Annotated in this window: 22 protein-coding genes; 9 read left to right on the top strand and 13 right to left on the bottom strand. The window is 65.4% G+C overall.

The window, feature by feature from the left end; translation table 11 throughout:
- Positions 1-12: 12 nt before the first annotated feature.
- The 5 genes from EYF70_RS02280 to EYF70_RS02260 form a co-directional block, all read right to left on the bottom strand.
- The gene (locus EYF70_RS02280) at positions 13-2,304 is read right to left on the bottom strand and encodes a methyl-accepting chemotaxis protein (protein WP_131143948.1); all 2,292 of its coding nucleotides are present in this window, start codon (positions 2,302-2,304) and stop codon (positions 13-15) included.
- A gap of 20 nt (positions 2,305-2,324) precedes the next feature.
- Positions 2,325-2,924 (bottom strand): chemotaxis protein CheW, encoded by a 600-nt coding sequence (locus tag EYF70_RS02275; protein ID WP_131143947.1) that lies wholly within the window; start codon positions 2,922-2,924, stop codon positions 2,325-2,327.
- A complete protein-coding gene (locus EYF70_RS02270) occupies positions 2,924-3,289 on the bottom strand; it encodes a response regulator transcription factor (RefSeq protein WP_131143946.1) in 366 nt (121 codons plus the stop codon). Before EYF70_RS02270 ends, EYF70_RS02275 begins: the two co-directional genes overlap by 1 nt.
- Before the next feature lie 11 nt (positions 3,290-3,300).
- A complete protein-coding gene (locus EYF70_RS02265) occupies positions 3,301-3,699 on the bottom strand; it encodes a response regulator (RefSeq protein WP_131143945.1) in 399 nt (132 codons plus the stop codon).
- A gap of 425 nt (positions 3,700-4,124) precedes the next feature.
- Complete coding sequence (locus EYF70_RS02260) at positions 4,125-4,277, bottom strand: rubredoxin (protein ID WP_131148850.1); 153 nt, start codon at positions 4,275-4,277, stop codon at positions 4,125-4,127.
- 143 nt (positions 4,278-4,420) lie between these two features.
- On the opposite strand from EYF70_RS02260, the gene thiD reads away from it, so the two are divergent.
- From thiD to EYF70_RS02245, 3 genes are all read left to right on the top strand, one after another.
- Positions 4,421-5,269: a bifunctional hydroxymethylpyrimidine kinase/phosphomethylpyrimidine kinase gene (gene thiD, locus EYF70_RS02255; protein ID WP_131143944.1), complete on the top strand. Its 849-nt coding sequence runs from the start codon at positions 4,421-4,423 to the stop codon at positions 5,267-5,269.
- A complete protein-coding gene (hemL, locus tag EYF70_RS02250) occupies positions 5,266-6,552 on the top strand; it encodes a glutamate-1-semialdehyde 2,1-aminomutase (RefSeq protein WP_131143943.1) in 1,287 nt (428 codons plus the stop codon). The genes thiD and hemL overlap by 4 nt, the downstream gene beginning before the upstream one ends.
- 270 nt (positions 6,553-6,822) lie before the next feature.
- Positions 6,823-7,284 (top strand): heme-copper oxidase family protein, encoded by a 462-nt coding sequence (locus tag EYF70_RS02245; RefSeq protein WP_131143942.1) that lies wholly within the window; start codon positions 6,823-6,825, stop codon positions 7,282-7,284.
- A gap of 165 nt (positions 7,285-7,449) precedes the next feature.
- On the opposite strand, the gene corA is transcribed toward EYF70_RS02245, so the two are convergent.
- The 8 genes from corA to mpl all read right to left on the bottom strand — a co-directional run bounded on the left by corA (position 7,450) and on the right by mpl (position 16,070).
- Positions 7,450-8,415 (bottom strand): magnesium/cobalt transporter CorA, encoded by a 966-nt coding sequence (gene corA, locus EYF70_RS02240; RefSeq protein WP_131143941.1) that lies wholly within the window; start codon positions 8,413-8,415, stop codon positions 7,450-7,452.
- A gap of 171 nt (positions 8,416-8,586) precedes the next feature.
- The gene (gene mtgA, locus EYF70_RS02235) at positions 8,587-9,300 is read right to left on the bottom strand and encodes a monofunctional biosynthetic peptidoglycan transglycosylase (RefSeq protein WP_131143940.1); all 714 of its coding nucleotides are present in this window, start codon (positions 9,298-9,300) and stop codon (positions 8,587-8,589) included.
- 103 nt (positions 9,301-9,403) lie between these two features.
- Positions 9,404-10,264 (bottom strand): shikimate dehydrogenase, encoded by an 861-nt coding sequence (aroE, locus tag EYF70_RS02230; protein ID WP_131148849.1) that lies wholly within the window; start codon positions 10,262-10,264, stop codon positions 9,404-9,406.
- 76 nt (positions 10,265-10,340) lie between these two features.
- Complete coding sequence (locus EYF70_RS02225; RefSeq protein WP_131143939.1) at positions 10,341-11,222, bottom strand: TonB family protein; 882 nt, start codon at positions 11,220-11,222, stop codon at positions 10,341-10,343.
- 152 nt (positions 11,223-11,374) lie between these two features.
- Positions 11,375-13,456, bottom strand: a complete 2,082-nt coding sequence (locus EYF70_RS02220; protein WP_131143938.1) for a ribonuclease catalytic domain-containing protein — start codon at positions 13,454-13,456, stop codon at positions 11,375-11,377.
- 3 nt (positions 13,457-13,459) lie between these two features.
- Complete coding sequence (locus EYF70_RS02215; RefSeq protein ID WP_131143937.1) at positions 13,460-14,062, bottom strand: chorismate--pyruvate lyase family protein; 603 nt, start codon at positions 14,060-14,062, stop codon at positions 13,460-13,462.
- Positions 14,059-14,673, bottom strand: a complete 615-nt coding sequence (locus tag EYF70_RS02210; RefSeq protein WP_131148848.1) for a YqiA/YcfP family alpha/beta fold hydrolase — start codon at positions 14,671-14,673, stop codon at positions 14,059-14,061. The genes EYF70_RS02215 and EYF70_RS02210 overlap by 4 nt, the downstream gene beginning before the upstream one ends.
- 5 nt (positions 14,674-14,678) lie before the next feature.
- The gene (gene mpl, locus EYF70_RS02205; protein WP_131143936.1) at positions 14,679-16,070 is read right to left on the bottom strand and encodes a UDP-N-acetylmuramate:L-alanyl-gamma-D-glutamyl-meso-diaminopimelate ligase; all 1,392 of its coding nucleotides are present in this window, start codon (positions 16,068-16,070) and stop codon (positions 14,679-14,681) included.
- 88 nt (positions 16,071-16,158) lie between these two features.
- Between mpl and EYF70_RS02200 the strand changes: the two genes are divergently transcribed.
- The 6 genes from EYF70_RS02200 to prmA all read left to right on the top strand — a co-directional run bounded on the left by EYF70_RS02200 (position 16,159) and on the right by prmA (position 20,930).
- Complete coding sequence (locus tag EYF70_RS02200) at positions 16,159-16,815, top strand: hypothetical protein (RefSeq protein ID WP_131143935.1); 657 nt, start codon at positions 16,159-16,161, stop codon at positions 16,813-16,815.
- Positions 16,812-17,372 carry a TlpA family protein disulfide reductase gene (locus tag EYF70_RS02195; protein WP_131143934.1) on the top strand — a complete coding sequence of 187 codons (561 nt, stop codon included), beginning with the start codon at positions 16,812-16,814 and terminating at the stop codon, positions 17,370-17,372. The genes EYF70_RS02200 and EYF70_RS02195 overlap by 4 nt, the downstream gene beginning before the upstream one ends.
- Positions 17,373-17,502: 130 nt before the next feature.
- Positions 17,503-17,940 carry a type II 3-dehydroquinate dehydratase gene (gene aroQ / locus EYF70_RS02190; RefSeq protein WP_131143933.1) on the top strand — a complete coding sequence of 146 codons (438 nt, stop codon included), beginning with the start codon at positions 17,503-17,505 and terminating at the stop codon, positions 17,938-17,940.
- A gap of 110 nt (positions 17,941-18,050) precedes the next feature.
- On the top strand, positions 18,051-18,521 hold the full coding sequence (gene accB / locus EYF70_RS02185) for an acetyl-CoA carboxylase biotin carboxyl carrier protein (RefSeq protein WP_131143932.1): 471 nt from the start codon (positions 18,051-18,053) through the stop codon (positions 18,519-18,521).
- Between the two features lie 112 nt (positions 18,522-18,633).
- Positions 18,634-19,992, top strand: a complete 1,359-nt coding sequence (accC, locus tag EYF70_RS02180; protein ID WP_131143931.1) for an acetyl-CoA carboxylase biotin carboxylase subunit — start codon at positions 18,634-18,636, stop codon at positions 19,990-19,992.
- The gene (gene prmA, locus EYF70_RS02175) at positions 19,989-20,930 is read left to right on the top strand and encodes a 50S ribosomal protein L11 methyltransferase (RefSeq protein WP_131143930.1); all 942 of its coding nucleotides are present in this window, start codon (positions 19,989-19,991) and stop codon (positions 20,928-20,930) included. Before accC ends, prmA begins: the two co-directional genes overlap by 4 nt.
- The last annotated feature ends 1 nt before the right edge of the window (position 20,931 follow it).

The raw sequence follows: 20,931 nt of genomic DNA, 5'->3' as shown, positions 1-20,931 counted from the left end.
CTCGCTGCTTGTTCAGGTTGTTGGGTTGCCGATGCGGAAACGCGACACGGAATCCTTCAGCTGCTGGGCCAGCGCCGACAGCTGGCGCACCGATTGCGCCGTCTGCTGCGTGCCGGCCTGCGCCTGTTCCGTGGCTTGCAGGATATGGCCGATGTGCCGCGCCACGCCGCTGGCCGATGCGGCCTGCGTGCCGGTGGCGTGCGACATGCCCTCGATCAGCTCGGCAAGCTGCCGCGACACGCGCTCGATGTCGTCCAGTGCGGCGCCGGCCGCGTCGGACAGCCGCGCGCCTTCCACCACGCCATGGGTGGAGCGTTCCATCGCCGCCACGGCATCGTGCGTGTCGGCCTGGATGGTGCGCACCAGCGCGCCGATCTGCTTGGCGCTGTCGGCCGACCGTTCCGCCAGCCGCTGCACTTCCTCGGCCACCACGGAAAAGCCGCGCCCGGCCTCGCCGGCGGAAGCGGCCTGGATCGCCGCGTTCAGCGCCAGCACGTTGGTTTGCCCGGTAATGTCGGAAATCAGTTCCGTGATCTCGCCGATCTGCTGCGACGATTCGCCCAGCCGCTTGATGCGCTTGCTGGTTTCCTGGATCTGCTCGCGGATCCCGTTCATGCCGGCAATCGCATCCTGCACCGCGGCGGCGCCCTGCCGCGCCGCGGCCACCGAGCGGCGCGCCACGTCCGCCGACTCGGCCGCGGACTTCGATACATCCGTGATCTCGGCCGCCATGCGCAGCACGGTCGCGCTGGTATCGCGGATCTCGCGGGCCTGCTGCTGCGACGCGGACAGCAGCGCGGTGGAAATATCCTGCGCCTGGCTCGACGCCGCCGTCACCTGCTCGGCCGTCGCCGTCACGCGGCCCACCAGGCCGCGCAATTCCTCGACCGTGTAGTTGACCGAGTCGGCGATCGCCCCCGTGATGTCCTCGGAAACGGTGGCCTGCACGGTCAGGTCGCCATCGGCCACTTCCTGCAGCTCGTTCATCAGGCGCAGGATCGCGGCCTGGTTTTGCGCATTGGCCGCCCGGGCTTCCTCTTCCTGCCGCTGCGCCTGCAGCCGCTGTTCCTCGGCCTGCTGGCGGCGGCGCTCGGCGCCGCGCGTGCGGTTGTACGAATCCTGCAGCAGCACGCGGCCGATCGCGGCCCCCGTCAGCAGCGTCAGCATGCCGCCCGCCACCATCAGCCAGAAGGTCCAGTTCAGCGACTCCTGCGCGGCGCGATAGCCGTCCAGCAGGCGCGCCAGGCTTTCGCGCAGGCTCTCGTTCTGGCTGAAGATCAGCCGTTCGGCAGTGCGCGCGGCCAGCAGCCTGTCGAGCCGGCCCAGGATCGCGCCCGCCCCGGCCTGGTATTGCTCGAAGCCGGCCCGCAGCGCGGCGAGGCGTTCGCGCACGTCCGGTTCGCGCACGGCGGCAATGCCGGCCACGGCGCCGCCGGCTTCTCCACCATTCAACAGGGCATCGACGATGGCGCGGAACGCGGTGATGTCGCGTCCCAGCTGGAATGCCGTTTCCGAACGGATGCCGCCCGCCGCGGTGAATTCGGCCGTGCCAAGGCTCATCCGCTGGGTCAGCATCGTCAGCCGGCCCAGCGCGGCGATCTCGCGCGCGCCGGCTCCCCGCTGCAGGCGCAGCGCGGCGATTTCATCGGCCTGCGCCAGCAGCTGCGGCGCCAGCGCGTTCAATGCGCGCAGCGATTTCTCGACACCGGCCAGGTCTTCCCGGTGGCGCAGGATGGTATCGGCCGCCTTCGCCGTGGCGGCCCACTTGGCGCGCGCATCGGCGATCGCTGCCTCCAGGTTGCCAGGGGCGGCGGCCACACTGCGGCCCCGGTAGCTGCCGCCACTGCCCAGCAGCGCCAGGTCGCTGTCCAGCTCGCGCCGGCTGTCGCCCAGCTGGCGGAACGCCTCTTCGTGGCCCTGCAAGGCATTCGGCGCGGCCTTGCCGATCCGTTGCGAGTGCATCAGCGCATCGCCGGCCACTTGCGTGGCGGCGGCGCCGGCCGCGCTGTGCCGTGCATTCAGCGCCACCAGGGCGGCGGAAAGCGCCAGCACGACGGCCAGCGTGGTGACGAGAAAACTGAGCTGGCGCTGCGGCGGCAGGTGGCCGATCAGCGGCAGCCGCGCCGGTGCTGGCAGCTCCGCCACGCTGGAAGTGCCGCCGCGGCGCAGCGCATCGCGCAGGCGCAGCGGCCGGTCGGTCGCGGCGCCATCCGCGAACTGCGAGTCGCCGTCGGCGAACCGGGAGTCAGGCGGGGAATCGGCGGGCGGCTCCTGCCGGCGGGGCCGTGAAAACCTGAATCGCATCGTATCCTTTCTCATCGGGGCTAGCGGCCCGCGGGCAGCCCCGCCTGCGGGCTTGCATGCAGGCTCACCTGTAAAAAACGCGGCTCGCGCGCCAGGCCGGCCAGGTCCAGCCGGGTCCATGGCTGGCCATCGCCGTCGACATACCGCTCCGCACACCAGCCGGGTGACGCCGCGTCGCTGCCGTCGGCCCGCATGTCGGCCAGCCGGCGCAGGCCCAGCACGCGGTTGGCCAGCAGCGCGCACGGCAGGCCGAGGCTGGCGGCGAAGGTCAGCAGGCGGGTATCCGGGCCGGCGGCATGCGTGCCATGCTCGGCATGCGTGCCGAGGCCATCGCCCAGGTAGGCCGCCAGGTCGACCACGCCGAGGAGGTTGCCGCGCACATTGGCCAGGCCCAGGTACCACGGCTGCGTCAGCGGCACCGGGGTGATGGACTGGCTGGGCACGATCTCGCCCATCTGTGTCAGGTCCAGCAGGCAGTGGCGCGTGCCAACCAGCACGCCCAGCTCGCGCGCGGCCGCCGTGCCCGTGCCCTGCGCCGCCTGCATCCGCTCCAGCAGCTGCACCTGGTATTGGCGCAGCCGGCTGCGGCGTTCGCCGGTATCCGAAACCGCGTCCTCCATCAGCCCAGCGCTGCGATCTTGGCCAGCAGTTCGGCGGCGCTGACCGGCTTGACGAGATAATCCTTGGCGCCCTGGCGCAAGCCCCAGATGCGGTCGGTTTCCTGGTTCTTCGACGAACAGATGATCACCGGCACATGCTGCAGTTCGGGGTCGCGGGCGATCGAGCGCGTGACCTGGAAGCCGTTCGCGCCCGGCATCACCACGTCCATCAGGATCAGTTCCGGCCGGTCTGCGCGGATGCGCGCCAGCGCCTCTTCGCCGCTCTCGGCGGTGGTGACCGCGTAGCCGTTGCGGGCCAGGATATCGGACAGGTAATAGCGCTCGGTCGGGGAATCGTCGACGATGAGGATCTTGTGGATGGCCATGGGCTGCTTTCTCATGGACGCCCGGGACCGGCATGCTCGCGCACCGCGGCCAGCAGGCTGTCCTTGCTGAAGGGTTTGGTGAGGTAGGCGGCCGAGCCGACCATCGCGCCGCGCGCCCGGTCGAACAGGCCATCCCTGGACGACAGCATCAGCACGGGCGTGGCATGGAATTTCGCGCTCTTCTTGATCAGCGCGCAGGTCTGGTAACCGTCCAGCCGGGGCATCAGGATGTCGCAGAAGATCAGCGCGGGCTGGTGGTCGATGATCTTGGCCAGCGCATCGAAGCCATCCTCGGCCAGCACCACCTGGTACCCCGCCCCGCTCAGGAAGATCTCGGCGGACCGGCGGATCGTGCTGCTGTCATCGATCACCATGATGGTCAAACCGGTCGCTTGCGGCGTTGTCGTCATATATTGTGTCCACCCATTTCCACTACGATAGCACAGCGAAAAATGCGGGGGCGGACGGTAAATCTTTACAGCAACCAATCAATGGTCCCGGGCTCACAGTTGGCCGCAGAACCTCTTACGGGCGCCTCGGGGCCTCTAGAAACCTTGCTGAATGGCGTCGCACCTGTACCTGCACATCCAGTATCAGTAGCGAACCGCCTTTCCTACGCGCGCCTCGGGGCCTCGAGAAACCGTAACAAGCGACGTCAGACCTGTACCTGCGCATCCAGTATCGGTAGCGAACCGCTTTTCCTACGTGCGCCTCGGGGCCTCGAGAAACCGTAATGAGCGACGTCAGACCTGGTTGAGGAACGGAGCTGTACTCCAGTACAGCGAGTACCGGAGACCAGCGGCTGGCGTTGCGCAATAGGTTTGTCGAGGTCCCATCAGAGCATGACCATTTCGAAGTCATCTTTGCGGGCCCCGCACTCCGGACACGTCCAGTTCATCGGCACATCTTCCCAGCGGGTACCCGGTGCAATGCCCTCTTCCGGCAGGCCGGCTTCTTCATCATAGATCCAGCCGCAGATCAGGCACATCCAGCTCTTGAACTCTCCTGCACTATTTTGCCGGGCGTTATTTTCCAGCTTGTTTTCTACCTTATTTTCCACATTATTGCTGCTCACGTTCTGCCACCCTCAATCAAGTAAAATGCCGAATCGGGTATCTTAATCTACTGGCCGTGCAAAACCAAACATCACCCCTCATCCTGACATTCGGCGTGGCCGATCCGATCGGCGCAGTGGGCGTGCATTCCGATATCGGCGTGTTCGCCGCGCTGGGATGCCAGGGCCTGTCGGTCACCACCGCATTACTCATCGGCGACAGCGCCCGCGTGGAAGACCAGCAGCATGTGGAACCGGACTGGGTATCCGACCAGGCCCGCGTCGTGCTGGAAGACGTGCAGGTGGCGGCGTTCAAGATCGGCGCCGTCGACCAGATGGAACACATTTCATCGATCGCCGAAGTGGTCTCCGATTATCCGGATGCGCCGCTGATCCTCGACCCGTTCGGCTCGCAATTGCCACCCCTTTCCGAACAGACCGACCCGGAGGAACTGCTGACGGTGCTGCGCCAGCTGCTGGTGCCGCAGGCCACGCTGCTGATGCTGTCGCAGGTGGAACTGGGGCGCATGGCCGAAACGTGGCGCGACCTGTCCAATGGCGAAACCATGGGCGACGATGCCCAGCACCTGATCGACCTGGGCTGCGAATACGTGCTGGTGACGGGTACCCCGGCCGGCACGTCGCGCGCCGAATCGGGCCTGCGCGCCAACACGCTGTATGGCGATGGCGGCGTGATCCGCCACGACCGCTGGCAGCACCTGCCCGGCCCGTTCGTCGGCGCCGGCTGCGTGCTGTCGGGCGCCATCGCCGCCTACATGGCGCAAGGCCTGGCGCTGCCGCAGGCCGTCGACCTTGCCCAGCAATACACTTTCGGCGCCCTGCGCCACGCCCAGCGCTACGGCATGGGCCGGCTGGTGCCGAACCGCTTCCACGCGGTGACGCAAACGAAAAAGGATACGCAATGACGATCTCGCAAAACGATGTGCTGTTCGAACGCGCGCAGAAGACCACGCCCGGCGGCGTCAATTCGCCGGTGCGCGCCTTCCGCTCCGTGGGCGGCACCCCGCGCTTCATCACCCGTGCCGAAGGCCCGTATTTCTGGGATGCCGACGGCAAGCGCTACATCGACTACATCGGTTCCTGGGGCCCGGCCATCGTCGGCCACGCCCACCCGCAGGTGGTGAAGGCCGTGCAGGAAGCGGCCACGCGCGGCCTGTCGTTCGGCGCGCCGACCCAGGGTGAAGTGGAGATGGCGGAAGAAATCGCCCGCCTGGTGCCGTCGATCGAGCAGGTGCGCCTGGTCTCGTCCGGCACGGAAGCGACGATGAGCGCGCTGCGCCTGGCGCGCGGCGCCACCGGCCGCGACAAGATCATCAAGTTCGAAGGCTGCTACCACGGCCATGCCGATTCGCTGCTGGTGAAGGCCGGCAGCGGCCTGCTCACGTTCGGCAATCCCACCTCCGCCGGCGTGCCGGAAGATTTCGTCAAGCACACGCTGGTGCTGGACTATAACGACGTGCCGGGCATCGAGGAAGCGTTCGCCGAATACGGCGACGAGATCGCCTGCGTGATCGTCGAACCGGTGGCCGGCAACATGAACCTGATCAAGGCATCGCCCGAGTTCCTGCAGGCGCTGCGCGACCTGTGCACCGAACATGGCGCGCTGCTGATCTTCGATGAAGTGATGTGCGGCTTCCGCGTCGGCCTGGCCGGCGCCCAGGGCCTGTACGGCATCACCCCGGACCTGACTGCGCTGGGCAAGGTGATCGGCGGCGGCTTGCCGGTGGCCGCGTTCGGCGGCAGCGCCGAGTTGATGAGCAAGATGTCGCCGGTCGGCGCCGTCTACCAGGCCGGCACGCTGTCCGGCAATCCGATCGCCGTCGCCGCCGGCATGACGACCCTGAAGCTGATCCAGGAAGCCGGTTTCTACGAGCGCCTGACGGCCACCGCGAAACGCCTGGCCGAAGGCTTGACCGACGCCGCGTTCCAGGAAGGCGTGACGTTCTGCGCCGATTACCAGGGCGGCATGTTCGGCCTGTACTTCAGCGCCGAGCCGCCGCGCAACTATGCCGAGATGATGGCCGGCGACCGCGCGAAATTCAACGAGTTCTTCCACGCGATGCTCGATGAAGGCGTGTACTTCGCCCCTGCCGCATTCGAAGCCGGCTTCGTTTCCGCCGCCCACGATGACGCGGTCATCGACGACACCATCGAAGCGGCCCGGCGGGTGTTCGCGCGGCTGAAATAAGCGCCGGTCTCGGCCATGGGAAAAGGACGGGTAACCGTCCTTTTTTACTTTGTGCAATCCCATACGGCACAACATTTCCAGAAACCGGGGTCTGACCCCAATCCCGGGAAATGTTTCCTGAAATCGGGGTCTGACCCCGGTTCCTGGAAATATCCTTGGGATCTGCGCGGCACTCGATCCTGAAGACTTTTAAAACCGACAATCTTCCGACATTTCGATGACATCCGATCTTTAGAATCCGCTGCATTCGAGATCACAGGAGTCGTCGTCATGCAAACACAAGCCACCACCCGGCAGGAACAGGCCGCCCGCGCCGGTATCGTCTGGATCAAGCTCGCCGTGCTGTACCTGCTCATCGGCGTGGCGCTGGGCATTGCCATGGGCGCCAGCCGCGACTTCACGCTGCGCCCCGTGCATGCGCACGTGAACCTGCTGGGCTGGACCACGCTGGCGCTGTCCGGGATCATCTACACGCTGTTCCCGCAAGCCGGCACCACGCGTCTGGCGCGTGTCCACTTCTGGCTGCTGAACCTGGCGTTGCCTGTCATGATGGGCTCGCTGGCCTATGTGCTGTCGACGGGCGACGCGAGTGTCGTGGCGATGCTGGTGATTGCCGAGATCACCGCGGCGATCTCGATCGTGGCATTGGCCGCCAATATCTTCATGAACCTGCAAGTCAGCAAGGACGTGGCAGGGGAATGCCAGCCCGATAAAAAAGCGGCCGCGGCCTGATGCCGTTCGGTTAAGTCCACCCCAAGTGCAAATTCTGGGGTCAGACCCGGCGGGTCTGACCCCAGCCCTTCGCTGTTGGGGTAAATGCATGCGCTTCCAATGTGCTGGATGACGCTTGACTTAACGGCGTTACGGCCGAGGCCGCTTTTTCACCGTGTCACCGTCCTATTTCAGCCAGCCCCGGTGCCGGAAATACAGGAACGGCGCAATCGCGCTGGTGATCATCAGGCCCCAGGCCCAGGGATAGCCCAGCGTCCATTTCAGTTCCGGCATGAAGTCGAAGTTCATGCCGTACACGCTGGCGATCAGGGTCGGCGGCAGGAAGGCCACGCTGGCCACCGAGAAGATCTTGATGATCTTGTTCTGGTTGATGTTGATGAAGCCGACCGTGGCGTCCATCAGGAAGTTGATCTTGTCGAACAGGAACGAGGTGTGGCCGTCGAGCGATTCGATGTCGCGCAGGATCTGCCGGGCTTCCTCGAACTGCTCGGAATTGAGCAGGCGCCCGCGCATCAGGAAGCTGACGGCGCGCCGCGTGTCCATCATGTTGCGGCGGATCCGGCCATTCAAGTCTTCCTCGTGGGCGATGGCGGACAGCGCGTCGGCCGCGTCCTTGTCGGTGAATTCTTCCTGCAGCACGCGGAACGATACTTCTTCCAGGTTCTTGTAGATGCCTTCCAGCGCGTCGGCGGAATATTCGGCGTCGGTGGCGTACAGGTCGAGCAGCACGTCCATGTAGTCGACGATCGAGCCGGGGCGCGAGCGGGCGCGCATGCGCACCAGGCGGAACACCGGCAAGTCGTCGGTGTGCACGGAGAACAGCATCTTGCGCGCCAGGATGAAGGCGACGGTGACGATGCGCGACGGGCCATCGTCTTCTTCCAGCAGGAAGTCGGTGCGCAGGTGGAGGTCGCCGTTTTCCGCCTCGTAGTAGCGGGCCGAGGCTTCGATATCCTTGACTTCGTCTTCGCCCGGCAAGGTCACGCCGTAGATGGCCTTGACCCAGGCACGCTCGTCATCGTCCGGGTCGGTCAGGTCGACCCATACCGGTGCCACTTGTTCAAGGTCTTCGCGCGTTTCGATGGGAACCTGGTTCAGCCGGCCATTTTGTAGAACGAAGACATTGATCATAGGCACTCTCAGCCGACTGGGATTCTGGACACTTGCAGGACGCAAAATTAAAACAGCGCAAGTGTACAGGCAAAGCCCCGGCCGGGACCAGACCGGAGGACCACTTTTTACCCATGGAACCGATAATTGCGGTGTATCGGGCACCGATCGCGGCGCGGGGCTGGGGAAGCGCTACGGCAGCTCGGCCGAATTCATGCGCCGCAGGATGATCTGGGTACGCCGGTTCAGGTAGCGCGTATCGCGGTGCGCGTCGTAATAGCGGGGATTGGGCAGCATCACCGCCAGCCGCGCCGCCTGCGCCGCACCGAGCTTCGCCGCGGGCACCTTGTAATAGTGACGCGCCGCCGCTTCCGCACCATACACGCCGCGGCCGAACTCCACCACGTTCAGGTAGATCTCGAAGATCCGCCGCTTGTCCATCATGGTTTCCAGCATGTACGCGATGATCAGTTCCTGCCCCTTGCGCAGGTAGCTGCGCGAGCCGGACAGGAACAGGTTCTTGGCCAGCTGCTGCGTGATCGTGGAACCGCCGTGCGTGACCTTCTTGCGCTTCTCGTTGCGCTCGTAGGCCTTTTCCAGCGCCTCCCAGTCGACGCCGTCGTGGTCGGAGAAATTGGCATCCTCGGAAGCGATGACGGCCCGCTTCAGGTTGTTCGAGATGCGCTCGTACGGCACCCATTTCTGGACGATCTTCGCATCCGGATTCTTTTCCTGCATGGCCGACAGCTGCTGGCGCATGAATGCCGTCATGCCCGGCTCGTGGTCGCGCCACCACCAGATCTGCGCGGCGAAATACAGCTGCACGGCGATGAACAGGACGACAGGAACGATGAACAGCCACTTGACGAATGCCCAGCGACCGGGGGGCTTGCGCGCTTTTTTCATGTGCATTTCTTATTGTTCAACACGACGCAGGGAGGAGCACCGGCACAGCATCGCCGGCACAGCATCACTGACACCTGAGGCCCGATCGACGCGGGAAGCCGCGTCAACGCAGGCGCGCCAGCAGCTCCGCGGTGTCCGGCCGCACGCCGCGCCAGCCCAGGAAGGCTTCGGCGGCCTGCTCCACCAGCATGCCCAGGCCATCGCGCACGGTCGCGCCATGGCTGGCGGCGAAGCGCATGAAGACGGTCGGTTCCTGCCCGTACATCATATCCAATGCCAGCGAGCCCTGGTGGAATACCGATGGCGCCACCGGCGGCAGGTCGGCCTGCAGGCTGGCCGATGTGGCGTTGATGACGATGTCGAAGCTGCCGGCGATGTCGGCGAAGCCGCACGCGGTGACTACGCCAGCGCCCCCCAGCGAGGCGAATTGCTGCACCAGCGCCTCGGCGGTGGCCACGGTGCGGTTGGCGATCACCAGCGCGGCCGGGCGATGTTCGAGGATCGGCAGCACGGCACCGCGCGCGGCACCGCCCGCGCCCAGCAGCAGCACGCGCTTGCCGGTGATCGGCACGCCCGCGTTGACGGTGATGTCGGCCACCAGGCCGGCGCCGTCGGTGTTGTCGCCGGTGATGCCGTGTTCATCGAACAGCAGCGTGTTGACGGCGCCCGCGGCCTGCGCGCGCACCGTCAGCGCGCTGGCCAGCCGGCACGCCTCGAGCTTGAACGGCACCGTCACGTTGGCGCCCTTGCCGCCTTCGGCGATGAAGGCATGGACCGCCTCGGCAAAACCATCCAGCGGCGCCAGGCGTTTTTCATACGTCAGCCGCTGGCCCGTGGCCGCGGCGAACGCGGCGTGGATGACGGGCGATTTGCTGTGGGCGATCGGATTGCCGAACACGCAGTATTTGTCGACGCCGGAGTTGACGCCGGAGTCAACGCCTGCGTCGCCGCCGATGCGATCCATGGACGTGCCGTCCACGCTGTTATTGTCCACGCTGTTATTGTCCACGCTGTTATTGTCCACGCTGTTATTGTCCACTTTATTTTGCTCCACCGAGTTGGGCTTCGAGTTTTTGTTCGCGGGTGAATTTGAACCGGGTGATGATGACCCACAGGTCGTCGCGGTCGTTCGACAGCATGTTGGGCGGGAACTTGCCGAACGGCGCGGCGCGGCGCACGATGGCGATCGCCGCCTGGTCCAGCGCCGGATTGCCGGAACTGGTCTGCACCGTGATGCCGCCCTCCTTTGTATACAGCGTGCCATCCTGGAAGATCGGGATCGACAGCACCAGCTCGCCATACAGCTTGCGGCCGTTCACCTGCGGGAAGTTCAGCGTGCCCACCTCTTCCACTTTGCGCTGGAAGGTCTTGTAGTACATCGCATAGCCCACCTGCTGGGTGCTGGGCGTGATGTAGGTGCGGCGCGGGCGCTTGTTCTGGTCTTCGATGGTTTGCGCGATCTCGGCCGCCATGCGGGCGATCGCCTTGCTGCTTTCGATCAGCTCGGCGCCGGTGGGCGTGGGATCGGGCTTGCTGTTCTCGGTGACGGGTGCGGCGCGGTACGGCGTGGTCTTCACCTGCGTCAGCAGCTTCTTCTGCACTTCTTCCAGCTGCTCGATGCGGCGGCGCGAGGCTTCGATGCTGTCGCCATCGGCCACCCGGCGCATGTCCGGCAGCGGCGACTTCGAGCGGCCCTGGTCGGCCATGCCGCCGCCATCCAGGTTGGCCTGCGCCAGCGCCTCGGCCTTCAGCGGCCGGTTGGCGTGCTTGGCATTGACGAGGATGACTTCCAGCGTCGGATCGGTGGGCGCCAGCTTGAATTCCTGCGGCGCCACGAAACGCACCGCCAGCAACGCCGCATGTGCGAGCACCGAGACGGCCAGGGCGATCGCGAGGAACCGGTTTTCTTGTAAATACTTCACGCAGAGAAGGAAAAAGCGTCGGCGAAATGCATCATTCTACCCGCTGAAACCACCGGCGTTACCAGTGGCGGCAGTGAAAACCAGTGTCCGGCACCTTTTCGGGGCCATGCCCCGAAAAAATGTCCGACACCAGGCTCCTCCACCGTTCCGGTTTAGCCAGCGGCGGGCGGGACGGCGGCTGCGTCCGCTTCGTCGGCGGCTTCGGCCACTTCCACCTTCTCGTCGGCAGGCTGGTCGGGATCGGCGACCAGCTCCGGCACGGTCTCGCCGACCAGCGCCTTGTCCGCGTCGCCTTCCTCTTCTTCTTCCTCGAAGTCGACGGCGGCCGGCGCGGCTTCCTCGATCTCCAGCAGGCGCGTCTCGATCGTCAGGTCCACTTCATCCCAGCGGATCACGTCCAGCTTGACGGCCGCGCCGCGCGGCGCCGACGGCATGCCCGGCAGGCGGATCACCAGCGGGATGTCGGTCAGGCGCAGCACTTCATCCTTCAGCACCACGGCATCGACCTGGTGCTTGTCTTCCTGGCCGAGCCAGCGCAGGCACCAGTAGCGTTCCATATTGGCCTGGAAGTCGGCATAGGCGGCATAGGCCGCGTCGAACGCCGAGACGATCGCGAACAGGTTGGCATCCTTGTGCTTGAACGGCGCGACCAGCGGGGCCATCACGCCCTTCTCGGCCACGGCCAGGATCTGCCACTGGTTGACCAGGTCCGTGTAGCGGCGCAGCGGCGACGTGCTCCAGGCATACTGGTCGACACCGAGACCTTCGTGCGGCGCGGCATGCGTCAGCATGCGCACCTGCATCTTGGCGTTCCAGCCGCCCACGCCGCGGCCCTGGCTGCGGTAGATGCCGGGCACGCCGTGGTCGTGCATCAGCTTGCCCCAGGTGCTGTTGGCGAAGATCATCATCTCGGCCACGATCTTGTCCAGCGGCGCGCCACGCTTGCGGCGCGTGATCGTGACGACATCGTCCTCGACATAGAAATTGAAGTCGACGCGGTTGTTCTGCTCCGGCTTCAGCCCGAACGCCTCGCGCTTGGCCATGCGGCCCGCTTCCAGGTGCTGCGCCCATGCCCACAGCAAGGTCAGCTCGGCCTTGCGCGGGTAGTCACCCTCGCCAGTGGCCAGCGTCTGTTCATTCACCACGTCATCGAGATCGTTGTGGCGCAGGTTGTTCGCGATGGGCACCATCTCGGCGCGCGTCTCGGTCGAGATCACGGTCCAGTCGGCGGGATCGAGCGTGGCATACAGCGACAGCGCCGGGCACGTCTTGCCCTCGGCCAGCGTATAGGCCTCGACCACGGAATCCGGCAGCATGGTGATCTTGTCGCCCGGCATATAGACAGTGGACAGGCGCGCGCGGGCGATCTTGTCGATAACATCGTCCGGGCGGATGGCCAGGCCCGGCGCGGCGATGTGGATGCCGATGCGCACCTTGCCATCGTCCAGGTGGACGATCGACATGGCATCGTCGATCTCGGTCGTGGTCACGTCGTCGATCGAGAATGCCTCGACCGCGGCGACCGGCAGGCCGGCCGGCGGCGGCGGCACCGCCACGTCCGGGAAGCCATGCCCGCGTGGGAACGATTCGAACAGGAAGCGGGCCATGTGCAGGTCCTTGGCCGAACCGATGCCGCCCACCGCCAGCATCAGGCGCGCCGGCGTGGTGTGCAGCTCGTTGCAGGCCGCTTCCAGCGCCTTGTATTCGATGGTGTTCTTGTCCGGCTTGAACAGCAGCTGCTGCACGATGCCCGCCATGGAGGGCGGCAGCTTGTTCGCCTTCAGCTCGTCCACGTAGCCCTGCTGGACGATGGCCTGCTGCTTCTTCTTCTCGATGCCGGCCAGCGCGGCCTTCAGGGTCTGCTCGGGCGCGGCCTTGTAGCGCCCACGGCCCTTTTTATGAAAATACACGGGCGCCGTGTGCAGCGCCAGGATCAGCCCCGCCGCCTCGGCGGGCAGCGGCGCATGGCCGAAGTACTCGGCGCCCAGTTCGGCGAACCCGAATTCTTCCTGGCCAGCCACCTCCCACAGGAAATCCAGGTCGACATCGGCCGCCACCGCGCGCGCCTGCTCCATCAGCTCCTCGGGCGCGGGCTTGTCATACTGCAGCAGCACATCCTTGGCTTTCACCTTGCTGCGCTTGCCGCTGGCCATCTCCACCTGGTAAGCCTCGCCGGCGGTGGACAGCACTTGTCCGACCTTGAAATCGCCGGATTCTTCAAAAAAGACATTCATTGTTCATCTCGTGTTGGAGGTTTTCGGCACCAGCGCCGCGACCTGGGGGAGGAATACCTCGGTCACCAGCAGCGTGCCCTGGCGCCGCCGGTACAGGCAGCGCCGTGCATACAGCAAAAGTTCGTCGGGGACGGCGATTCCCTGTCCCGCCAGCGCGGCGCGGGCACGGCGCGCCAGCGGATGGCTGCCGCGCAGCCGCGCATATTCGAGCGGGCCGCGCGCCACCATCGGGTCGCCGAACAGGGTGGTGCCCAGCGACCGTTCGCCCAGCGCGGAAAACAGCGGCCAGTCGGCGGCGTCCGCGCTCATCGGCACCACCGTGTGCGCGAACACCACGGGCGTATTATCACACCGCAGCAGCACTTCCCGTTCCCAGCAGCGGCCACGCCCGTTGCCGATGCGGGGCAGGCCCAGCGCGCCGGATTCGTCGGCCAGGCACTGCGCGGGCCGCTGGCGCAGCACCTGCACCCGGAAGGTGCCGGCATGGGCTTTCAGCCGGGCCGTCAGCGAACCGCCCGACGTGAGCCAGCACGCCAGCGCCACCGGCGCGTTCACGGCCAGCACATGCCGGTACCAGTTGGCCCGGCGCAGCGAGCGTTCCCTCATCCAGCCCCGATTCCGCAGAAGGCCAGCACTTCATCGACGTAGTCCGCGAACTCGGCGATGCCGTGGTCGGAACCGTCGATCACGTGCTGCCGGGCACCCGGGTAATGCGCCACCATGTCGCGCCAGTCCAGCACTTCGTCGCCGGTGGCGGCCAGCAGGTAGTAGCGTTCCGGCCGGGTGATGGCGGGCACGGCCAGTTCGCCCAGCTCGGCGATATATTCGCGCTTGAACTCGAACGGCTCGCCAGTGTGGAACATGGTGGTCATGCCCACGTATTTTTCCAGGTCGCGCAGCGGCGTGACGGCGGGATTGAGCAGCGCGGCGCGGCAGCCCAGCTGCTCGGCCATCCACGTGGCGTAATAGCCGCCCAGCGACGAGCCGACGATGGCCAGCTCATTGGCCACCTGATCCCGGGGCAGTCCGGCCACCAGTGCCATGGCCTGCTGCATCGCCAGCTTCGGCGATGCGGGCAACTGCGGCGCCAGGTAGTCGGCGGCGCGGCCCAGCTGCGCCATCCGCTCGCCCAGCAGCCGGCCCTTCATCGACAGCGGCGACGAGCGGAAGCCGTGTAGGTACAGGATCTTGCCCGCGGCACGCTGTCCATCGGCCATCACGTTCAGGCCTTCAGTGCCTGCAGCGCATCGAGCAGCTTGCCGTGCACGCCGCCGAAGCCGCCATTGCTCATGACGACCACGTGGTCGCCCGGCCGCGCCTGGCCGACGATGGCTTTCACCATCAGGTCGATATCCTCGTAGCCCGCGGCCTTCGAACCCATCGGCGCCAGCGTGGTGGCCAGGCTCCAGCCCAGTGCCTTTTCGCTGCCGAAGCCGAACACGAAGTCGGCCTCGCGCAGGCTGGCCGGCAGCGCATCCTTCATCGCGCCCAGCTTCATCGTGTTCGAGCGCGGCTCCAGCACGGCGAGGATGCGCGTATCGGCACCCAGCTTCTGGCGCAGGCCGCCCACGGTGGTGGCGATCGCGGTCGGGTGATGGGCGAAATCGTCGTACACCGTCACCCCGTTCACCACGCCGCGCACTTCCATCCGGCGCTTGACGCTCTCGAACGATTCCAGTGACTTGGCCGCCTGGGCGACCGGCACGCCGACATTGCGGGCGGCGGCGATCGCGGCCAGCGCGTTGTAGCGGTTGTGGCGGCCGGTCAGCTTCCAGTTGATCAGCGCTTCGAACTTGCCGTTGAACAGCACGTCGAAGCTGCCGTCCGGATGTTCCTTCAACGTCCAGTTGGCGTTGCCGTCATTGCCGAAGCTTTCCTTCTCGCTCCAGCAGCCGCGCCGGATCACGCGCTGCAGGGATTCTTCGTCGCCGTTGACGATCACGCGGCCGATGCCCGGCACGGTACGCACCAGGTGGTGGAACTGGGTTTCGATCGCACCGATATCGGGGAAGATGTCGGCATGGTCGTATTCCAGGTTGTTCAGGATCGCCGTCTTGGCGTGGTAGTGCACGAACTTGCTGCGCTTGTCGAAGAAGGCCGTGTCGTATTCGTCCGCCTCGATGACGAAGAACGCCGAATCGCCGCTCTTGCCGGCGGTTTGGCCCTGCAATCGCGCGGAAATGCCGAAGTTCATCGGCACGCCACCGATCAGGAAGCCCGGCGCGTAGCCCGCATCTTCCAGGATCCAGGCCAGCATCGACGAGGTGGTGGTCTTGCCGTGCGTGCCGGCCACCGCCAGCACCCATTTGTCACGCAGGATGTGCTCGCCGATCCACTGCGGGCCGGACACATACGGCAGGCTGCGGTTGAGGATTTCCTCGACCAGCGGATTACCCCGCGAAACCACGTTGCCGATCACGTACAGGTCCGGGTTCAGCTTCACCTGGTCCGCATCGAAACCCTGGATCAGTTCGATACCCTGGGCTTCCAGCTGGGTGCTCATCGGCGGGTAGACGTTGGCGTCGCAGCCGGTCACCTTGTGGCCGGCTTCCTTGGCGAGCACGGCGAGGCCGCCCATGAAGGTGCCGCAAATGCCGAGGATGTGAATGTGCATGGGGATCGTGCTCCGTGGTGCTGCGTGGTCAAAGGCGCGATTTTACCCGACGCGCTGGCTTTCGCCGGTTCAGAGTATCATTCCGGCCATGATGCCGAACCATGAAGCCAACGACCAGGTCGCGCTCCTGCGCGCCGAAATCGCCGCCGCCGCCGCCAGGATGGTTGCCCAGGATGGCGCCGACTACGGCACGGCGAAGCGCAAGGCGGCCCGCCGCATCCTCGGCGATGCGCAGGCCAATTCGCTGCGCGATGCGCTGCCGGACGATGCGCAGATCGAGGAAGAGGTGCGCCAGTACCATGCGCTGTTCAACGCCGCCACGCAGCCGGCCCGCCTGCTGAAGTTGCGCCTCATCGCGCTGGAAGTGATGGAACGGCTGGCCGAGTACCAGCCTGTCCTGACCGGCCCCGTATTGAATGGCAGCGCCGGCGAACATGACGACATCCGCCTGCAACTGTTCGCCGACAGCGCGAAGGAAGTGCAGATCTTCCTGCTGAATAAGAACGTCAATATAGAGATCTCGGAAAGCGAGCATTTCAAGGGGCCGCGCCACGACCCGGTCGAGACCGTGAGCTTCCTGTGGCATGGCGAAGGCGTGCATGCGGAACTGTATGAACAGCAGGACCTGCGCGGTGCCAGAAAGAAAAAGAACGAACAAAAAGCCGGCGATCGCCCGGCGCGGGCCGACATCGACGAGCTGCGCGCGCTGATCGCCACCGAACATCCTGAACACGGAAACGCATGAAGACATCCCACCTGCTGGCCTGCGGCGCCATCGCCGTCGTATTCGGCGCGATCGGCGCCTGGGTCGGCATCAACAAGAAAGCCCCGCCACCGCCCATTACCTCCACCGTCCCGCCCGGACAAGCCGCGGCCGGCAGCGCCGTCGTCAACGCCCTGCTGGCGCGCACCATGGCCGATGCCCAGGGCACGCAGCAGCCGCTGGCGCAATGGAAAGGCAAGCCGCTGCTGGTGAATTTCTGGGCAACCTGGTGTGCACCGTGCGTGAAGGAAATGCCGGAACTGTCGGCGCTGCAAACCAGCGGCAAGTACAAGAACCTGCAGGTGATCGGCATCGGCATCGACTCGCCCACCAACATCGCCGAATTCACGAAGAAGTTCCCGATCGCCTACCCGCTGTACGTGGATGGCGTGGCCGGCACCGAGCTGTCGCGCCAGTTCGGCAATGCCCAGGGCGGCTTGCCGTTCACGGTGCTGATCGGCGCCGATGGCCAGGTGAAGAAGACCTATCTCGGCCTGCTGAAGTTCGATCAGCTGCACCAGGATCTGGCAGCGCTGTGAGCGCTGCCGGCACTGCCCGCACCACCACTCCGGTAACGACTCAGTTTACTATTTGGCAAGTTCTTTTTTCTTGCCAAATAGTCGCGTCAGGCGGCAAAATGCGGAACTTTCGCTGGACTAAGGTCACAACATGGCAAAACACCTGCTGCTGCTGAACGGCCCCAATCTGAACCTGTTGGGTACCCGCGAGCCCGGAATCTATGGGGCGACGACACTGGCACAGGTGGAACAGGCGGCACGGGACCAGGCCGCCTCGGCGGGCGCGCAGCTGCATGCCTTCCAGAGCAACCATGAAGGCGCGCTGATCGACCGCATCCATGCCGCGCGCGACGAAGGGGTGGACTTCATCGTCATCAATCCCGGCGGGTATACCCACACCAGCGTGGCCCTGCGCGATGCGCTGGCCGGCGTGGCGATTCCGTTCGTCGAAGTCCATATATCGAATATTTATCAGCGCGAAAGCTTTCGCCACCACTCATTTCTCAGCGCGATTGCCAAGGGAACGATTTGCGGACTCGGCACCGAGGGATACCGCTTTGCCATCGACTTTGCACTAAGAAGCAGTTAATCTACGCGATCTGCGCGCTATTTACAGCGTAGTCGCTTATGTGCCAGCTTATTTGGCTTAACATGGCAGCCGCGCCAATTTCACAAAACAAGATTAGACGGGAGTCTCAGATGGATCTACGCAAGCTCAAGACTTTGATTGACTTGGTTGCCGAATCGGATATTGCAGAACTCGAAGTGACCGAAGGCGAGAGCAAGGTGCGCATCGTCAAGTCGTCCGCCATGCCGCAAAACCAGGTCGTGATGATGCCGCAGGGCGGCGCGCCGACCCAGTACATGCCTGCCGCCGCGCCGGCTCCCGCGCCTGCCGCCGCACCGGCCGTGCCGGCCGCCGCCGCCGAGCCGACCGGCCACATCGTCAAGTCGCCGATGGTCGGCACGTTCTACCGTTCTTCCGCACCAGGCAGCGCGCCGTTCGTCGAAGTGGGCGCGACCGTGAAGGAAGGCGATACGCTGTGCATCATCGAAGCGATGAAGCTGCTGAACGAGATCGATGCCGACAAATCCGGCACGATCACCCAGGTTCTCGTCGAGAACGGCCAGCCGGTCGAATTCGGCCAGCCGCTGTTCGTCATCGGCTGATCCATAGGCCGATGAGGGCCGGCGCGTGCCGGTCCGGCGGCCCAGCCGCCACGTTAGCTCCCTCTCCCAGGACACCCGGCACGCCCGGGTGTTCGCAAACATAGAACTAGCCATGTTTGAAAAAATCCTCATTGCCAATCGTGGTGAAATCGCGCTGCGTATCCAGCGCGCCTGCCGCGAGATGGGCATCAAGACGGTCGTCGTGCACTCCGAAGCCGACAAGGACGCGAAATACGTCAAACTGGCCGATGAATCCGTCTGCATCGGCCCGGCTTCGTCGAGCCTGTCCTACCTGAACATGCCCGCCATCATCAGCGCGGCCGAAGTCACCGACGCCGAGGCGATCCACCCCGGCTATGGCTTCCTGTCCGAAAACGCCGATTTCGCCGAACGTGTCGAAAAATCCGGCTTCGTGTTCATCGGCCCCCGTTCCGACTCGATCCGCCTGATGGGCGACAAGGTCTCGGCCAAGCAGGCGATGATCAAGGCGGGCGTGCCCTGCGTGCCTGGTTCCGACGGCGCGTTGCCGGAAGATCCGAAGGCGATCGTGCAGATTGCCCGCAAGGTCGGCTATCCGGTCATCATCAAGGCGGCTGGCGGCGGCGGTGGCCGCGGCATGCGCGTGGTGCATACCGAAGCGGCGCTGCTCAATGCGGTGACGATGACGAAGAGCGAAGCCGGTGCCGCCTTCGGCAATCCGGAAGTCTATATGGAGAAATACCTGGAGAATCCGCGCCACGTGGAAATCCAGATCCTCGCCGACGAACACAAGAACGCCGTATGGCTGGGCGAGCGCGACTGCTCCATGCAGCGCCGCCACCAGAAGGTAATCGAGGAAGCGCCGGCCCCCGGCATTCCACGCAAGCTGATCGAGAAGATCGGCGACCGCTGCGCCGAAGCCTGCCGCAAGATCGGCTACCGCGGCGCGGGCACCTTCGAATTCCTGTATGAAAACGGCGAGTTCTACTTCATCGAGATGAACACCCGCGTGCAGGTGGAACACCCGGTGACGGAGATGATCACCGGCATCGACATCGTGCAGGAACAGATCCGCATCGCCTGCGGCGAGCGCCTGCGCTTCCGCCAGCGCGACGTGATGCTGTCCGGCCACGCGATCGAGTGCCGCATCAACGCCGAGGACCCGTTCAAGTTCACGCCTTCGCCAGGCCGCATCACGTCGTGGCATGCCCCGGGCGGCCCAGGCGTGCGTGTCGACTCCCATTCGTATGCGGGTTACTATGTACCGCCGCACTACGATTCGATGATCGGCAAGGTGATCACCTATGGCGCCACGCGCGAGCAGGCGATCCGCCGCATGCAGATCGCGCTGTCGGAAATGGTGGTCGAGGGCATCCTCACCAACATCCCGCTGCACCGCGAGCTGATGGTCGACGCCCGCTTCATCGAAGGCGGCACCAACATCCATTACCTGGAACAGAAACTGGCGGAAATGCCGAAGGCGGGTGCATGAGCTGGAACGAAATCGTCATCGAAGTCGCCCGAGAGCATGCCGAGGCGCTGTCGGACGCGCTGATGGAAGCGGGCGCGCTGTCCGTTTCCGTCGAGGATGCGGACGAAGGCACCGAAGCGGAACAGCCGCTGTTCGGCGAACCGGGCATGGAGCCGAAGGAAGCGGCGTGGGAACACAGCCGCGTGGTGGCCCTGGCCGACGTCGATGCCGATCACTCGTTCATCGTGGCCGCAGCGGCCCGCGCCGTGGGCCTGAAGGCCCTGCCGGCCTACACCACGCGCAGCGTGGCCGATGAAGACTGGGTGCGCCTGACGCAATCGCAGTTCGAGCCGATCCACATCGGCAAGAACATCTGGGTCGTGCCGAGCTGGCACGAGGCACCGGACCCTGCCGCGCTGATCCTGGAACTCGATCCGGGCCTGGCATTCGGCACCGGCAGCCACCCGACCACGCGCCTGTGCATGGAATGGCTGGAAGCCCATCCGGCGCCCGGCAAGACGGTGCTCGATTACGGCTGCGGTTCCGGCATCCTGGCGATGGTGGCACGCAAGCTGGGCGCGGAAAAGGTCGCCGGCGTCGATATCGACCCGCAGGCGATCGACTCGGCGCGCGACAACGCCGCCCGCAACCAGGTACAGGACATCGAATACTTCGTGCCGGAAGACTTCGCGCAATCGGCTTATGCCAGCGCGCAGTTCGACATCGTCGTCGCCAACATCCTGTCGTCGCCGCTGAAACTGATGGCGCCGATGCTGTCGGGCCGCGTGGCCGACGGCGGCGCGCTGGTGCTGTCCGGCGTGCTGGCACGCCAGGCCGAGGAAGTGGCCGCCGCGTACGCGCCGTTCATCCAGCTGTCCGTCTGGGCCGAGCACGAGGGCTGGGTCGCCCTGTACGGCCGCAAGGGCGACGAAACCGCCCCTGCTTCACGCCAAGGGTAAC

This window comes from Pseudoduganella albidiflava (genome assembly GCF_004322755.1).
GTDB classification, from domain to species: domain Bacteria; phylum Pseudomonadota; class Gammaproteobacteria; order Burkholderiales; family Burkholderiaceae_D; genus Rugamonas; species Rugamonas albidiflava.
The sequence above is the reverse complement of the archived record's forward strand: the minus strand, read 5'-3'. Positions and strand labels throughout refer to the sequence as shown.

Bases quoted from the DNA above. Each gene is read 5' to 3' on its own strand.
- EYF70_RS02280 (WP_131143948.1), bottom strand. From the start codon at position 2,304: ATGCGATTCAGGTTTTCACGGCCCCGCCGGCAGGAGCCGCCCGCCGAT.
- EYF70_RS02275 (WP_131143947.1), bottom strand. From the start codon at position 2,924: ATGGAGGACGCGGTTTCGGATACCGGCGAACGCCGCAGCCGGCTGCGC.
- EYF70_RS02270 (WP_131143946.1), bottom strand. From the start codon at position 3,289: ATGGCCATCCACAAGATCCTCATCGTCGACGATTCCCCGACCGAGCGC.
- EYF70_RS02265 (WP_131143945.1), bottom strand. From the start codon at position 3,699: ATGACGACAACGCCGCAAGCGACCGGTTTGACCATCATGGTGATCGAT.
- EYF70_RS02260 (WP_131148850.1), bottom strand. From the start codon at position 4,277: ATGTGCCTGATCTGCGGCTGGATCTATGATGAAGAAGCCGGCCTGCCG.
- hemL (WP_131143943.1), top strand. From the start codon at position 5,266: ATGACGATCTCGCAAAACGATGTGCTGTTCGAACGCGCGCAGAAGACC.
- EYF70_RS02245 (WP_131143942.1), top strand. From the start codon at position 6,823: ATGCAAACACAAGCCACCACCCGGCAGGAACAGGCCGCCCGCGCCGGT.
- corA (WP_131143941.1), bottom strand. From the start codon at position 8,415: ATGATCAATGTCTTCGTTCTACAAAATGGCCGGCTGAACCAGGTTCCC.
- mtgA (WP_131143940.1), bottom strand. From the start codon at position 9,300: ATGAAAAAAGCGCGCAAGCCCCCCGGTCGCTGGGCATTCGTCAAGTGG.
- aroE (WP_131148849.1), bottom strand. From the start codon at position 10,264: ATGGATCGCATCGGCGGCGACGCAGGCGTTGACTCCGGCGTCAACTCC.
- EYF70_RS02220 (WP_131143938.1), bottom strand. From the start codon at position 13,456: ATGAATGTCTTTTTTGAAGAATCCGGCGATTTCAAGGTCGGACAAGTG.
- EYF70_RS02215 (WP_131143937.1), bottom strand. From the start codon at position 14,062: ATGAGGGAACGCTCGCTGCGCCGGGCCAACTGGTACCGGCATGTGCTG.
- EYF70_RS02210 (WP_131148848.1), bottom strand. From the start codon at position 14,673: ATGGCCGATGGACAGCGTGCCGCGGGCAAGATCCTGTACCTACACGGC.
- mpl (WP_131143936.1), bottom strand. From the start codon at position 16,070: ATGCACATTCACATCCTCGGCATTTGCGGCACCTTCATGGGCGGCCTC.
- EYF70_RS02200 (WP_131143935.1), top strand. From the start codon at position 16,159: ATGATGCCGAACCATGAAGCCAACGACCAGGTCGCGCTCCTGCGCGCC.
- EYF70_RS02195 (WP_131143934.1), top strand. From the start codon at position 16,812: ATGAAGACATCCCACCTGCTGGCCTGCGGCGCCATCGCCGTCGTATTC.
- aroQ (WP_131143933.1), top strand. From the start codon at position 17,503: ATGGCAAAACACCTGCTGCTGCTGAACGGCCCCAATCTGAACCTGTTG.
- accB (WP_131143932.1), top strand. From the start codon at position 18,051: ATGGATCTACGCAAGCTCAAGACTTTGATTGACTTGGTTGCCGAATCG.
- accC (WP_131143931.1), top strand. From the start codon at position 18,634: ATGTTTGAAAAAATCCTCATTGCCAATCGTGGTGAAATCGCGCTGCGT.
- prmA (WP_131143930.1), top strand. From the start codon at position 19,989: ATGAGCTGGAACGAAATCGTCATCGAAGTCGCCCGAGAGCATGCCGAG.